Source organism: Mesorhizobium sp. M5C.F.Ca.IN.020.32.2.1, from assembly GCF_004023105.1.
Classification (GTDB): domain Bacteria; phylum Pseudomonadota; class Alphaproteobacteria; order Rhizobiales; family Rhizobiaceae; genus Mesorhizobium; species Mesorhizobium wenxiniae.
The window spans coordinates 1-14565 of sequence record NZ_RZSX01000046.1 but is presented as its reverse complement, the minus strand read 5'-3'; the positions used below and the strand labels follow the sequence as shown (position 1 = coordinate 14565).

10 protein-coding genes are annotated in these 14565 nt (G+C 63.1%); 5 read left to right on the top strand and 5 right to left on the bottom strand.

Going from position 1 to position 14565, the window contains the following annotated elements; genetic code table 11:
- On the top strand, positions 1-1646 hold a 1646-nt coding region (locus EOA86_RS04025), incomplete at its 5' end, for an AAA family ATPase (RefSeq protein WP_128340777.1).
- 272 nt (positions 1647-1918) lie between these two features.
- On the opposite strand, the gene EOA86_RS04020 is transcribed toward EOA86_RS04025, so the two are convergent.
- Genes EOA86_RS04020 through EOA86_RS04000 form a run of 5 tightly spaced genes read right to left on the bottom strand, consistent with a single transcriptional unit; the run spans position 1919 to position 7865 of the window.
- Positions 1919-3418, bottom strand: coding sequence for an ABC transporter substrate-binding protein (locus tag EOA86_RS04020; RefSeq protein WP_128340776.1), 1500 nt, complete (start codon positions 3416-3418; stop codon positions 1919-1921).
- A 48-nt stretch (positions 3419-3466) separates the two neighbouring features.
- Positions 3467-5143, bottom strand: coding sequence for an ABC transporter ATP-binding protein (locus tag EOA86_RS04015; protein ID WP_065010341.1), 1677 nt, complete (start codon positions 5141-5143; stop codon positions 3467-3469).
- On the bottom strand, positions 5140-5976 hold the full coding sequence (locus EOA86_RS04010; RefSeq protein WP_245497122.1) for an ABC transporter permease: 837 nt from the start codon (positions 5974-5976) through the stop codon (positions 5140-5142). Before EOA86_RS04010 ends, EOA86_RS04015 begins: the two co-directional genes overlap by 4 nt.
- Positions 5977-5984: 8 nt before the next feature.
- Complete coding sequence (locus EOA86_RS04005; protein ID WP_128340774.1) at positions 5985-6923, bottom strand: ABC transporter permease; 939 nt, start codon at positions 6921-6923, stop codon at positions 5985-5987.
- A gap of 51 nt (positions 6924-6974) precedes the next feature.
- Positions 6975-7865 (bottom strand): proline iminopeptidase-family hydrolase, encoded by an 891-nt coding sequence (locus tag EOA86_RS04000; RefSeq protein WP_128340773.1) that lies wholly within the window; start codon positions 7863-7865, stop codon positions 6975-6977.
- A gap of 115 nt (positions 7866-7980) precedes the next feature.
- On the opposite strand from EOA86_RS04000, the gene EOA86_RS03995 reads away from it, so the two are divergent.
- The 4 genes from EOA86_RS03995 to EOA86_RS39255 form a co-directional block, all read left to right on the top strand.
- A complete protein-coding gene (locus EOA86_RS03995) occupies positions 7981-8742 on the top strand; it encodes a LuxR family transcriptional regulator (protein ID WP_128340772.1) in 762 nt (253 codons plus the stop codon).
- An 82-nt stretch (positions 8743-8824) separates the two neighbouring features.
- Complete coding sequence (locus EOA86_RS03990; protein WP_245497120.1) at positions 8825-11974, top strand: adenylate/guanylate cyclase domain-containing protein; 3150 nt, start codon at positions 8825-8827, stop codon at positions 11972-11974.
- Positions 11975-12255: 281 nt separating this feature from the next.
- Positions 12256-14100 (top strand): heme peroxidase family protein, encoded by a 1845-nt coding sequence (locus EOA86_RS03985; RefSeq protein WP_128340770.1) that lies wholly within the window; start codon positions 12256-12258, stop codon positions 14098-14100.
- A 282-nt stretch (positions 14101-14382) separates the two neighbouring features.
- On the top strand, positions 14383-14565 hold a 183-nt coding region (locus tag EOA86_RS39255), incomplete at its 3' end, for a hypothetical protein (RefSeq protein ID WP_206629956.1).

Sequence of the window (14565 nt, the reverse complement as noted above, 5' to 3'; positions counted from 1 at the left end):
TTCTCATGCTGCGCGGTGTCGCCGGTGTCCTCGAGCAGCACCACAAGGTGCAGATCCTCGATGAGGCGATCGAGGCGGCGGTCAGCCTGTCCCACCGCTACATCCCGGCGCGGCAACTGCCCGACAAGGCCGTGAGCCTTCTCGACACCGCCTGCGCCCGTGTCGCCATTTCGCAGCATGCCACCCCTGCCGAGGTGGAGGACATTATGCGCCGCCGCCAGGCGCTTGAGGTCGAGCGCGGCATCATCGGCCGCGAGGCAGCGATCGGCATCGACGTGGCCGACCGGCAGGGTCGGGTCGAAACCGGGCTCGCCGAGACCGAACTTACACTTACTGCCGCGCAGGAACGTTGGGATCGGGAAAAGGCGCTGGTTGGCGAGATACTGGAATTGCGCGCCAGGCTGCGCGGCGAGGGTGTGCCGCTCGATGCAGTGGAGACTCCGCAGGCGGTCGCCGAAACGGTAAGTGCGGATGTGCCCGAGATCGAAACGCCCGGGATCGAAACGCCCGAAACCGATGCGGATGCAAAGGCCACTGCCGATCCTTCTCCACCCGATCCGGCTGCCGATCTCGCGCGGCTGCGGGAGCTGATGGCCGAACTCGCAGAAGCGCAGGGCGAGACGCCGCTGATCTTGCCGTCGGTCGACCGCAATGCCGTGGCTGCCGTGGTGCAGGACTGGACCGGCATCCCGACTGGCCGGATGCTGTCGAGCCAGACCGAAAAGGCGCTGCGGCTCGCCGCTACCCTGTCCGAGCGCGTGGTCGGTCAGGATCACGCCATGGAAATGATTGCCAAGCGCGTGCAGACCAGCCGGGCCGGGCTCGGCGCGCCCGAAAAACCAGTGGGGGTTTTTCTGCTCTGCGGTCCCTCGGGCGTCGGCAAGACCGAAACCGCGCTGGCCCTGGCCGAGACGCTCTATGGCGGCGAGCAGAACCTCATTTCGATCAATATGTCCGAGTTCCAGGAGGCGCACACGGTTTCTACCTTGAAGGGCGCGCCACCCGGATATGTCGGCTACGGCAAGGGCGGCATCCTGACCGAGGCGGTCCGGCGCAAGCCCTATTCGGTGATCCTGCTTGACGAGGTCGAGAAAGCGCATCCCGACGTGCATGAAATCTTCTTCCAGGTCTTCGACAAGGGAATGATGGACGACAGCGAAGGCCGGCGGATCGATTTCAAAAACACGCTGATCCTGCTCACCTCGAACGTTGGCTCCGAAGTCATCATGGACCGGACCAGCAGCGGCACGGTACGGGCGGGGCTCGACGATCTCGACACGGCATTGCGCGGCCCGCTGTTGAAGGTTTTCCCCGCGGCCTTCCTTGGCCGGGTGGTAACCATCCCGTACTACCCGCTCTCGGACACGATGATCGAAGCGATCACCCGCCATCAGTTCGCCAAGATCGCCCGCCGGCTGCGTTCAAGCAACGATGCCGAGCTGGTGATCGGTGACGGCGTCATGGATCTGGTCAAGGCCCGCTGCACCGAGATCGAATCCGGCGGGCGGATGATCGACGCCATTTTGACAAACACGCTTCTGCCGGAATTGAGCCGTGGCGTGCTGAACCGGTCGCTCGAGGGCGAAAAGATGACGAAAGTGACTGTCGGAGCCTCCGAAGGAGGATTCACCTATTCCTTCGAATAGCCCAGCAGCAATTCTATAGTTTGTGGTCAAAATCTGCATCAACGGGGGCATCCACACATGAAGCTTGGTACCGGAGCCGTAGGACCGCTCAGGGGCCGAGTGCGGACCGTCCGCAATCAGCGCGGAACTGCCAGAAAGCGGAAATAGCGACAGCAGCAGATCGCTCACCTGTCCCAACAAACGACACGCGGTGAGACGGGCGGCACGCCAAACGTGCTGTCAGGGTTGGGCGGAACGCCGCAGAGCGGCGTCCCGTGGCTTCGTTGACAAGTCTAGTTCTTGACCACGTCTTCCAGAAAGAACCGGCCCAGCGGATTCTGGTAGAAGTTCTCGATGTTATTACGCGAGACGTTGATGAACGGGCTGTAGTACAGATCGATCCAGTTGACGTCCTCTTTGGCCATCTTCTGCAGATCGGTGTACATTTGCTCGCGCTTGGCCGGATCCATCTCGATGCGCGCCGCCGCGACCAGCTTCTTGACCTTCTCGTTGTTGTAGCGGGTCATGTAATTCATGTTCGCGTCGTGGCCGAGAACGAAGGTGGTCTTCTGGTCTGGGTCGAGGATGTCGTTGGTCCAGTAGTTGACACAGACGTCATAGTCGCCGGCCACCAGCATGTCCCATTCCTGGCTCGGGTCGACCTTCTGGATTTGGACGGTGACTCCGGCTTTGGCGAGCTGCTGCTGCAGCAGCACGGCGGTCTGCTCGACGATCTCGTCGCCGGCCCGCACGACGTAGTTGAGCGTCAGGTCCGAGGCCCCGGCGTCGGCCAGCATCTGCTTGGCCTTTTCCGGATCGTAGGGCCGCTTGAGATTGTCGGCGTAATAATAGAGCGCGCCCTTCGGGACGTAGGAGTTTGCGACCTCGCCGTAGCCGAACGTCACCGTGTCGACCACAGCCTGCTCGTCGATGGCCATGTCGAGGGCCTGCCGCACCTCCTTCTTCGCCAGCGCGCCATGCTCGTGGTTAATCAGCAGGTGATCCTCGCGGGTCGACGGGTCGAGATGGACGGTGAGGTTGGAATCCTTCTGCAGTTCGGCGACGCGTGAGAACGGCACAAAGATCGCGGTGTCGAGCTGGCCGGCCTGCACGTTCAGCATGCGGGTGTTATCGTCCGGCACGGAGATCCACTCGACGCCGTCGAGGCTGACACGATCGGCCTCCCAGAAATGCGGGTTTTTCGCCAGGATGACACGGTCGCCGCGCCTCCATTCCGTGATGGTAAAGGCGCCAGAGCCGATGGGTGTTTCGGCATATTTCTCCGGACCGAGCGTCTCGAAGCCCTTCTTGGAAAGAACCGAGGCGATCGGGAAGGCCAGCGTCGCCAGGAACGGCGCGGTCGCCTGCTTGAGTTTGATCGTGACGGTTTTTGGATCGGTTGCCTCGACCGCATCCATCACCTTGAAAGGATCCGCCCACAGCGAGCCCTCGTCATCCCTGATGCGGGTGAGGCTGAACACCACGTCGTCGGCCGTCAGGTCGGAGCCGTCCGAGAACTTCGCGTCGCGCAGCTTGAGCGTATAGGTGAGGCCGTCCGGACTGACCTCCCAACTCTCGGCGAGACCGGGCTCTAGCTTGGTGCCCGTCTTGTCGACGCGGATCAGCACGTCGTAGACGTTGGCGAACACCCACAGGTCGATGTTCTGGGCGGTCTTGATCGGATCGAAGGTGGTCGAGTCTTCGCGCCGGCCAATCGTGAGTACGCCGGCTGCTTCTGCCAGCGTCGCCCCCAGGGACAGGCTGGTCATAACGGTGACCAAGCCGATGCGCATCCATTTGCTTCTTAACATCGGTATTCCCCTTCTGGTTTGCCTTTGGTTTCAGTTTGCGACCCCGTCGGCCTGCGGGGTCGCCATCTTCGAGGGAGCAAGCAGCGGCTTGTCCGGATCGATATGCGGAACGGCGGCAATCAGCGCGGCGGTGTAGGCATGCTTCGGCCGGGAGAACACTTCCTCCGACCGACCTTCCTCGACGACCACGCCGCGGTGCATCACCACAACACGCTGGCAGAGATTGCGAACGATTGCGAGATCGTGGGCGATAAATAGCAGCGTGAGCGACATACGTTCCACCAGTTCGCGGAACAACTCCACGATCTGCGCCTGGATAGTGACGTCGAGGGCGGCCACGCACTCGTCCGCAATGATAAGTTTCGGGTCGACGGCGAGCGCGCGAGCTATGCCGGCCCGCTGGCATTGGCCGCCGCTCATCGAGCGCGGCTTGCGGTCGAGGAACGCGCGCCCCAAGCCGACCAGGTCGAGCAGTTCGCCGCAGCGTGCCGGAATTTGCGCGGTCTCGATCTTGCCCTGTACCCGCAGGACCTCCGCCAGCATCTTGCCAACGGTAAGATGAGGATTGAGGGCGTTGTAGGGGTCCTGGAAAACCATGGCGGTTTGACGTCGCAGCATGCCGAGGACTGCGCGGCCCGATGCGATGTCCGCACCATCGAACCGTATCGTGCCTGACGAGACCGGCGTAAGTCCAAGGACGGCGCGCGCCAGAGTGCTCTTGCCGCTTCCGGATTCTCCGACAATGCCGACCGTTTCGCCCGGCATGACACGGAGTGTGACCCCATTGACTGCATCAACCGCGCCTCGCCGGAACAGGCCGCCCGTGGCGAAGCGCACGTGCAGCTTCTCGATATCGACCACCGGCACCGCTCCGGGTGCCCGGAGCTTCTCAGCCTTTGCCGGCATGTCCTCCTCCGGCAGCGAGGGATGACTGGCGATCAGCGAACGGGTGTAGGCATGCGCCGGCGCCGCAAGCAGACCGCGCTTCTCTCCAATCTCCACCAGTCGACCTTGCCACATCACCGCGATGCGGTCGCAGACTTGGGCGACGATGCCGAGATCGTGGGTGACCAGGATCACCGAGAGTCCACGCCTGGCGCGGATGTCCATCAGAAGCCGCAGGATCTGCGCCTGTATCGTCACGTCGAGTGCCGTCGTCGGCTCGTCGGCGATCAGGATCCTGGGATTGCTCGATAGCGCCGCGCCGATCATGGCGCGCTGGCGCATGCCGCCGGAGAATTCATGCGGGTAGCTATCGTATTGCCGAGCCGGATCCGGAAACCCGACCTGGGCGAGGATATCCACCGCCGCGGCGCGCGCCGCCTTGGCGTCCAGCCGCTGGTGAAAGCGGATGCCCTCGGTGATCTGGTCGCCGATCCTCATGACCGGGTCGAGATGGCTGCTCGGATTCTGAAAGATCATGCCGATTTCACCGCCGCGCACCGCGAGCATCTCGGCTTCCGGCGCGGTCGTCAGCTCACGCCCGGAAAGTGTGATCGAGCCACCGCTGATCCTGAGCCGGCTCGATGGCAGCAGCCTGACGAGTGAGCGGCAGAGCAGGCTCTTGCCCGACCCGCTCTCGCCGACCAGCCCGAGGACTTCTCCCGGGGCGAGATCGAGCGACACGGCATCAAGCAGGGTACGCTCCCCGCCGTCACCGTCATGGACGACCGTGAGGTCGGTGACCTTGAGCAGCGCCGCGATCACTCGTGAACCCCGAACAAATCGGCCAGCCCGTCGCCGATCATGCTGAAGGCGAAGGCGAGCGTCACGATCGCGAGCCCCGGGAACAGTGTAATCCACCACGCGGTGGTGACGAAGGCTTGGCCTTCCGCCACCATCACGCCCCACTCCGCGACTGGCGGCTGCACGCCCAGCCCGAGATAGCTAATGGCCGAGCCATTCAGCAGGACGAGGACCGCGTCGGACATCGCGAAGACGACCGAGCCGGCAGCGGCATTGGGCAGGAGGTGACGGAACATGATGCGCATGCGGCTGAAGCCAAGGCTGACCGCCGCAACCGCGTAGTCGTGGTTCTTGAGCACGAGCATCTGGGCGCGGATGAGCCGCGCGTAGGAAACCCAGCCGACGAGGGCCATGGCGATGTAAAAACTGGCCAGGCCCGGCCCCAGGATCGCAATGATCGACAGCATCAATACCAGGAACGGGAAGGCCAGGATGATGTCCACCAGCCGCATGAAGATGGCGTCGACTATCCCGCCGAAGAAACCGGCTACCGTGCCCAACGTGGTGCCGATGAGAAAGGGAAAGATAACGCCGATGACGGCGATCCTGAGGTCGATGCGCGTGCCCCAGATGACGCGCGAGAGGATGTCGCGGCCGAAATTGTCGGTCCCGAACGGGTGCAGCCAGGACGGCCCCTGGAGCCGTGCTGTCGCGTCCTGGGTGATCGGATCGTAGGGCGCGATCAGCGGCGCGCCGAGCGCGAGGACGACGAACGCCCCAAGCAGGAAGGCGCCGGCCGCCAGCGTACCGCGGCGGCGAAAGCGGCCCTTCCGGCCGAGCGCGGGCGCGACCAAGGGCTCGCTCACAGCTTCACCCTCGGATCGAGAGCCACCGTGACGATGTCAGCCAGGAAGTTGATCAGCACGGTGGCGCAGGCGAAGACCATCGCCACGCCCTGCACGACCATGTAGTCGCGCGAGAAGATGGCGCGCACCAGCAGCTGGCCCATGCCGGGCAGCGCGAAGACGGTCTCCACCACGACGGTGCCGCCGATCAGCCAACCTATGTTTACGGCGAGAAGGTTGACGGTCGGCACCAACGAATTTGGCAGCACGTGGCGCCAGAACACGATGCTCTCCGGCATGCCGCGCGCGCGCGCGGCAGTCGCCACGTCGGACCTCAAGCCTTCGACCATCGCCGCACGCAAGCTGCGCGCCAGAACGGTCGACAGCGACAGCGAGACAGTGAGGCTCGGCAGCACGAGATGTGCAAGCTTTTCAGAAAGCGTGTTGCCGTAACCGGACACCGGGAGAATGGCGAGTTCGACGCTGAACAGGATGATCAGCATCAGGCCGAGCCAGAAGGGCGGGAAGCCGATGCCGAAGGTGGAAACGATGCGGATAACTTGGTCCGCCAGCCTGCCCTGATTGCGCGCCGCGATCGCCGCCACCGGCACGGCGATCAATACCGACAGCACAACGCTGCAAAGCACCAGCGTCAGAGTGGGCTCGATGCGCGTGGCGATCAGCTTCAGCACATCGATCTTGTAGAGGATCGAGCGCCCCATCTCGCCGTCCGCGAGGTTGCGCAGGAAGTAGAAATACTGGGCGAGCATGGACTCATCGAGGCCGTACTGCGCGCGGATGCGGGCGATCGCTTCGGGGGTGGCGCGGGCGCCGAGCAGAACGCGAGCGGGGTCGCCGGGGATCAGCCGGACAAGGATGAACGTGATCACGCTGATGCCGAACAGCACCGGCAGGAACTGAAGCGGACGGTATAGAACGAACTTATAGCGGTGCATGGCCCTGAGGTGTTTCCCCGTCCGCTCCCTTTCCCCTGCATTCCGCCTGCATCAGCCTGCCTTGTTGCGCGAGAGGAACCCTAAAAGGATCGGATAGTATGCAGCTGGGTTCTCGTAGAAGGGCATGTGACTCGCATTCGGGATGATGTGCAACTCCGACTGCGGCAGGCCAAGCTTCATGCGCAGGCCACAGGCTGGTGTCAGTTCGTCGTGTTCGCCATGCGTGATCAGCACCGGCACCTTGATCCTGGGCAGGTCGGGCACCCGGTTCCAGTCCTTGAGATTGCCGATGTAGAGAAACTCGTTCGGACCTTGCATGGTCGCGTAGGGTCCCATGTTCCAGTCGTCGAGCGAGCGGCGCACCGGCGCCGGCCATTCGGGCAGGCGGCAGACATGGCGGTAGTTGAGGATCGTCACCGCCGCCATGTATTCCGGATGATCGTAGGTTCCCTGCGCCTCGTGCTTCTGCATCATCGATACGGTTTCGGGTCCCAGCGAGGCGCGCAGGCGTTCCAGTTCCAGAACAAGATGCGGCATGTCGGCGACGGTATCCTCGAGGATCAACGTCTGCAGGTTCTCCTGGTAGGCAAGCGCATATTCGATCGCCAGCCAGCCGCCCCAGGAATGACCCAGCATGTGTACATTGCCGAGTCCCAGCGTCTTGCGAACCGTCTCGGTCTCCTCGACGTAGCGCGCGATAGTCCAGAGCGAGGTGTCCGTCGGCCGGTCGGAGGCGCCGGTGCCAAGCTGGTCGAACGCCACGACCCTGTATCCCTGGTCTACCAGGCAGGAGTGCGATTCACGAAGGTAGTCGCAGGCCAGGCCAGGCCCGCCGTTGAGGCAGAACACCGTCTCGGTGCTGGAGCCGAAGCTGTAGGCGACGACCTTAAAGCCGTCGACATTTACCTCGATGCGATCGTCGGCCGCCATCTCACGCCACATGATACGCTCCGAATGCACAGCTTTTAGGCATGCTCATATATTAAGCGAAACGTTGGGAGTGCGTCAGCTATAAGAAGTGATAGGGTGGTCCGGGAGGATGTCGGCGGAAGAGCTCATGCTGGACGAAATCACAACGATCAGGCGGCGTTTCACTCGCCATGGCACCTTGGAAGAATGCATCGACGAGGCGTTCGCCGCCCTGTCTGGCCTAGGCTACGACGCGCTGGTCTACGACTACACGCCCATTCCGTACGATCTCGACGGCGCTATCATGATCCCGTCGATGCTCAAGCTCCGTAACATTGATGACGACATGCGCGTCTATTGGTGCGATCGAGGTTACTTCCGCATCGATCCGGTGCAGATCGTGGCGGCGCGCAGCTCCGCCCCCTTTGCCTGGAGCTACGACAAGGCGATCGACACCGAGATAGGCGCGCTCCTCGACGAGACTACGGAACCCGTTGCGCGCTATCTGCGCGAGCGCGACCTCACTAGCGGCGTCACGATCCCTATCCACATGCCGCGCGGCGGCTATGCCACGGTTACCGGCATCCGCCTCGGCGCGGACGAGATGGTAGATCGGGATGCGGGAACTATCGCGCGATTTAGCTTGCTGGCGCATGTCTTCCACGACGCGGCCTACGCCCTCTACGACCGATCGGCTCTCAGTCCGCTCGTGCCGTCCTTGACTGAGCGCGAGCGCGAGTGTCTCCGCCATTCGGCACATGGCCTCTCTGCCAAGGAGATCTCGCGCGTCATCGGGCGCTCGATTCCTACGGTCGTCATGCACCTCACCGCCGCCGCCAGGAAGCTGGGCGCCAGGAACCGCACGCAGGCCGTCATTCGCGCCGCGCATTTCCGCCTGCTCGACAACTGACGGAGAGACCCTATCTAAGACACGGAGTCGTGCCATGTCATCGGATAACCATCTCCGGCCGAACCCGAAGCGGAGGCCTAAGGTGGCTTCCTCGGTTCCAGCTAAGCCGGCAGCGCCGGCCGCGCGGCAGCCCGGGCCGGACGCCCGCAAGACGGTCACCATCCTCTTCGCCGACATCGTCGATTCCTCGCGGCTTAGCCTCTCCCTCGATCCCGAAGCGCTCCGGAACCTGCTCTCCCGGTACTTCGGCGAGTTGAGCGCCGTCGTTCAACGGCACGGCGGAATCGTGAACAACTATATCGGGGACGCGATCATGGCTGTGTTCGGCATGCCGTTCGTCCACGAAGACGACGCGCTGCGCGGGGTGCGGGCAGCGGTGGAGATGCGCGAAACACTTGCCATCCTTAACCACGAACTCGAAGCCGGTTGGGGCGTCCGCCTTATGAACCGAATCGGCATCAACACCGGCGAGGTGATCGCCGGCGACCAAACGCAGGGATACTTGTCAGTCGCCGGAGAGGCCGTCATCGTCGCGAAGCGCCTTGAGGAGGCAGCGACGGCAAATGAGATCCTGATAGGAGAGTCGACCCACAAGCTCGTGCGCGATGCGGTCGTCGTCGAGCCGAGCGGGCCGCGCGCACTCAAGCGCGGCGCGACCATCCGCGCCCTCGTCGTGTTAGATGTCCACGCCCACGCCCCCGGCGTTGCGCGCCGCTTCGACTCGCCTTTCGTCGGGCGCGAACGCCAACGAGCCTTGCTTGAGACCGTCTTCCGCAACGCGGTCGGCGATAGGACCTGCCACCTGGTCACCATTCTCGCCGACGCGGGTGTGGGAAAGTCGAGGCTTGTACGGGAGTTCACGAGCGGCCTTGCCGAGGATGTCACAGTCTTGCACGGCCGCTGTCTGCCCTATGGCGAGGGCATCACCTATTGGCCGCTGGCCGAGATCATCCGGGAGCTTACCCGCGCGGAGGGACCGGACTCCGGCAAGCAGCTCGCAGCGGTGGTCGAGGCGCGGCTCGCAGGTGACGAGAAGGCCCGGCTGATTGCCGAGCGTGTGACCGGGGCGCTCGGGCTTGGCGCGGGACAAGGGACGACCGAGGAGACCGCCTGGGCCGTCCGGAGGCTGTTTGAGGCGCTCGCGCGAGCGGGGCCACTCGTCGTTGTGGTGGACGACGTCCATTGGGCCGAGTCGACATTCCTCGACTTAGTCGAGCACGTCGCCGACTTCTCACGCGATTTCCCGATCCTGCTCATCTGCATCGCGCGGCCGGAGCTCTTCGACTCGCGTCCTGGCTGGGGGGCCGGCAAACGCAACGCGACGTCGATCGTCCTCGAGCGGCTCAGCGACGCGGAATGCCGCGAGCTGATCTCCAACCTGCTTGGCCCCGCGCCGCTGCCGCCCGCTGCCGAGTCGAGGATCGCGAGCGCGGCCGAGGGCAATGCGCTCTTCGCTGAGGAACTCGTGGCGATGCTCGTCGACGACGCGTTGCTCAGGCAGGCGCCCGACAGCTGGGTCGCCGCGTCGGACCTCGTTGAGCTGCCCGTCCCCGCGACGATGAACGCGCTTCTCACTGCCCGTCTCGAGGGCCTCCCGCCCATCGAGCGCGCCATCCTGACGGCCGCAGCGGTCGAGGGCTCAGTATTCCATCGGGGCGCCGTCAGCGCGCTCGCCTGCCCGGTGCTCGACACATTCGAGGACGGCTTGCTCGCGCTCGTCCGCCGCGACCTGATCCGCCCGGAGGCACCGTTGTTCGCCGGCGAAAAGGCCTATCGCTTCCGTCACGTCCTGATCCGCGACGCGGCGTATCGCTCCCTGCCGAAGAATGCGCGCGCCGACCTGCACGAGCGCTTCGCCGCCTGGCTCGAGCTAGCGGCCGCGGACCGACTACGCGAGTTTGAGGAGATTGTCGGCTATCACCTCGAACAGGCCTTTCAGTACCGTGTCGCGCTCGGTCCGCGCGACGTGCGCTCGGCCTCGCTTGCCGCCCGGGCGTGCGAACGGCTCGAAACGGCCGGGCGGCGGGCGCTTGTCCGCAGTGACCTGCCGGCGGCGATCAGCCTGCTTGAGAGGGTTTCCCGGCTGCTTCCCACCGATGACACACGGCGGATCGTGCTGCTCGCCGACTTGAGCGGCGCGCTGATCGAAAGCGGCCGGCTGGACGACGCCGGGCGCGCTCTGGACGAGGCGGAGCGCTTGGCCGCTGCCGCTGACGACCGGCGCTTGGCAGCACATGTGCTCGTTCAGCGGCAGTTCCTCCGGATCTTCCACGGCGAAGAGGGCGGGCTGGAGGAGGCGGCACGCGCGGCAGCTGCGGTGATCCCGGTCTTCGAGCGCCTCGGGGACGACCTCGGCCTCTGCCGGGCACGGCGGCTCGAGGCCTGGCTATCCTTCACCGCAGCTCGCGGCGAGGCCGCCATTGCAGCTTGGGAGCAAGCTGCTGATCACGCGCGACGTGCGGGGGATTGGCATGAGTACTACGAAATCCTCACGTGGATCGCTTCCTCCTTGTGGTTTGGGCCCACCCCGGCAGCTGAAGGCATCCGCCGTTGCGAGGCGATGCGCGTGCAGGTGGGCGAAAGCCCCGAGTCCGAGGCAGCGATCCTCCGCCAGCTCGCGTGCCTCAACGCAATTGTCGGCCGCTTCGCGATTGCCCGCGAGCTGATCGCGACGAGCAACGCCACCTACGCCGACCTCGGCCTTACGCTCTACGTGGCGTCCTCGGAACACGAGGCCGTCATCGAGCTGCTCGCCGGGAACCCCGCTGCGGCCGAGAGGAGCGCGCGCGCGGCGTATCGCGCGCTTGAGGAGATGGGCGAGCGCGCGTTCCGTTCGACGATGGCCGCTTCCCTCGCCGTGGTGATCCTCGAACAGGGACGCGACGAAGAGGCCGAGGACTTTGCTAAACTCAGCGCCCAGCTGGCTGCGAGCGGAGACCTGGTGACGCAGGTCCGTTGGCGCCGCGTGCGCGCACGCGTGCATGCGCGGCGGGCAGAGCTCCGGGCGGCGGAGGCGCTCGCGCGCGAAGCTGTCACGATCGCCGAAGCGACCGACTTCGTCAACGACCGGGCGGATGCACTGGTCGACTTGTCGCACGTGCTCGAGGCCGCCCGCCGAGGCGACGAGGCGGTCGCCGCTGTGTCCGGAGCGCTGCATCTCTACGAGCTGAAGGGAAACGTGGTCGCCGCGGCCGCGACCCAGCTCCGCCTAGGCAAACTCGTTAAAATGTGAGACCGTCGGGAGGGGCAAGGGGCACCGCCCGCACCTCCGTGAACCGCTCTGGATCGGAGGTGATGTGATGCCACGGAACTTCGATACGATCGACGAGCTTAAATATGGCTCCACCGCTGGCCCCCTGGAGTTAGACCGGGCGAGACAGTGCTGAGGCTCGATACTTGGTCCTCCAGCCGGGTGGCGCCTGCATGGGCCTTTCTGCCTAATCCCAACTTGTTGAAGGTCCCCATTCCCCTTGGGTGAGGGTGCTACTTCCTGAATCATTTCAGAGGTCAAGCATGGTCACGAAAACGAAAGCCGCAGCGAAACAGACACCCAAGCGACTCGGTGCGACGAAGCCTACGAAGCGAAATGCTGAGACAGCGAGCCCAGCCGCAACTTCCGAAATTGCCGAGCCAGTCCGCGAATTTCTCAAGAAGACATCGATTCCTACAGGATTCGTTAACCCAAAGCCGATCGTGCTGTCGGAGTTGCGAAAGCGCGTGACCGAAACGAATCTGAGGCCCACCGTTTCGCTGGAGCAACTGTTGGCCAGCGCGAATCGCATCAACCCGGCGGACCTTCCCGTCGAGAAGTTACCGGAAGACGTCAAAGAGTCTATCCTCGCACTAAAGCCCGGGATTCGACGTTTTCACGGCGTTAAAATTCCGCTCTACTGGTTCCCGTTTCCCTGGCTGAGTTCTGCCTGTGCAGATCGCTTCGGATACATGTCGTCCGCGGCCACCCGTGCGGCAACGAAGTTGCCATTCAATGTCGCGACGCAAAAACTCCTCGGCCAACTCGGTAACATGATGGGAGACCCCGGTCGTGATCCTAATCCTGCCTCTCACAATCCCGCTGATGCGGGCGTGTCTTCGATACCAGCAGGCTTCACTTATTTTGGTCAGTTTGTCGACCATGACATCACGTTCGACGTCTCGTCGACTCTCGACGCCGCTACCGATGCGAATACAATCAGTAACATGCGAAGCCCGGCGCTCGATCTGGATTCCATTTACGGCCGCGGGCCTGGCTTGGATCCATTTCTCTACGTTTTTCCTACATCTGGTCCAGCTACCGCAATCAAGCTGCACAGGGGCTCGAACACTCCTATTGGCCCGGGCGGACCCAGCAACAACGGTGACAAATCGGGCATGGTCCAGCAGACGAACTGGGATGTACCCCGCATGCAGGGTACGAATACTGCTGCGATCGGCGATCCGCGCAACGACGAAAATCTGATCATCGTACAGTTCCAGCACGCTATGCTGCGTTTCCATAACGCCGTCGTTGATCTGCTGGTGGCAGTAGCGTTTGCAGGCGACATCTTTGCAGAGGCCAAACGAATCGTGACCCATCACTACCAATGGGCCGTGGTGCACGACTTTCTGGAAAGAATCTGCGGAGTAGCTACCGTGAACAACGCGATGGCGAGCGTATCTGCTCCCATCGGTAGCTCGTTCCGAATGCCCGTCGAGTTCGCCGTGGCAGCGTACCGGTTCGGCCACAGTATGATCCGTGATACGTACTGGGTGAATTTCAACTTCCCCAAAGCCACACTTGGACAGGTCTTTGAGTTCAATCGCGATCCACGGCTGCCCGTCTTTTCCACCTGGGTCGTTGACTTCAACGCTTTCTTTGACACCGGAGTGCCGGTACCGGTTCACAACAAGGCCCGGAAAATCGATAGTTTCATGGCTAACGGATTGGAATCGTTGCCCGGATCCTCAGGAATGATGGCGATTCTGGCAACGCGAAACCTTCGGCGTGCTCTTGCTCTCGGTCTGCCGAGTGGACAGGGCATGGCCAACTCATTCGGCATTGCGCCGATGACCGCGGCGCAGTTGACATCCGGGGTGCCGGTGGCCGAAACGGCTGTGCTGAATTCCAGCGGCGGTTTACTGCTGAACAAGACGCCACTGTGGTATTACGTCCTTCGCGAGGCTTCGGTCCTCGCCGGCGGAAATCAGTTGGGTCCGGTCGGCGGCAGGATCGTGGCGGAGACGTTTGTCAGGATTTTGAAGCGAGATGCGTCATCCTATCTGAACGTCGCCGGTGGGTTCACACCTATTCTTCCTTCGTCCATGCCTGGAGACTTCACGGTGGCGGATTTGGTGGCCTTCGCCGGGGTAACGCAACCATAGAGATCGCGCTGCGAACGCCGATGACGGACCTTCAGCCGCGCTGACTTCATCTGCGATCTGGTCCAGATCCAGTTCACCGGTCCCCCTGGCAAGCCGCTCATGCAGTATCGTCGCAACTTGACGGTCCCGCGAATTTTTCCGCTCGCCTCTGTTCGATGAATAGCCGCTTTTTGACCCGTGTTGGTCATTCCGAACCAACACCGACTGCCTTGAGCCGCCGGACCTTTACTTTTTTTTAAAAACGTCCTCTATAGCTTCCTTAGTAGATTTCCCCTCGTTAACTTGCTGCTCAACTTCCGCGAGCCGTTTTTGGGCCCTGCCGATCGCAGCCTCAATCCCCGTCTTCATGTTCTCAAGGACCTGGACCTGATTTTGGAAACTCTTCATATAAACATCGTCGATGGGCATTTCATTCCTCCATCTATGCCGCGCTCGATAGTTAGCGGCCGTTATGCAAGCCAGACT

What these genes read in the sequence shown, in the direction of transcription:
- EOA86_RS04020 (WP_128340776.1), bottom strand. Translation starts at nt 3,418, where the DNA reads ATGCGCATCGGCTTGGTCACCGTTATGACCAGCCTGTCCCTGGGGGCG.
- EOA86_RS04005 (WP_128340774.1), bottom strand. Translation starts at nt 6,923, where the DNA reads ATGCACCGCTATAAGTTCGTTCTATACCGTCCGCTTCAGTTCCTGCCG.
- EOA86_RS04000 (WP_128340773.1), bottom strand. Translation starts at nt 7,865, where the DNA reads ATGTGGCGTGAGATGGCGGCCGACGATCGCATCGAGGTAAATGTCGAC.
- EOA86_RS03995 (WP_128340772.1), top strand. Translation starts at nt 7,981, where the DNA reads ATGCTGGACGAAATCACAACGATCAGGCGGCGTTTCACTCGCCATGGC.
- EOA86_RS03985 (WP_128340770.1), top strand. Translation starts at nt 12,256, where the DNA reads ATGGTCACGAAAACGAAAGCCGCAGCGAAACAGACACCCAAGCGACTC.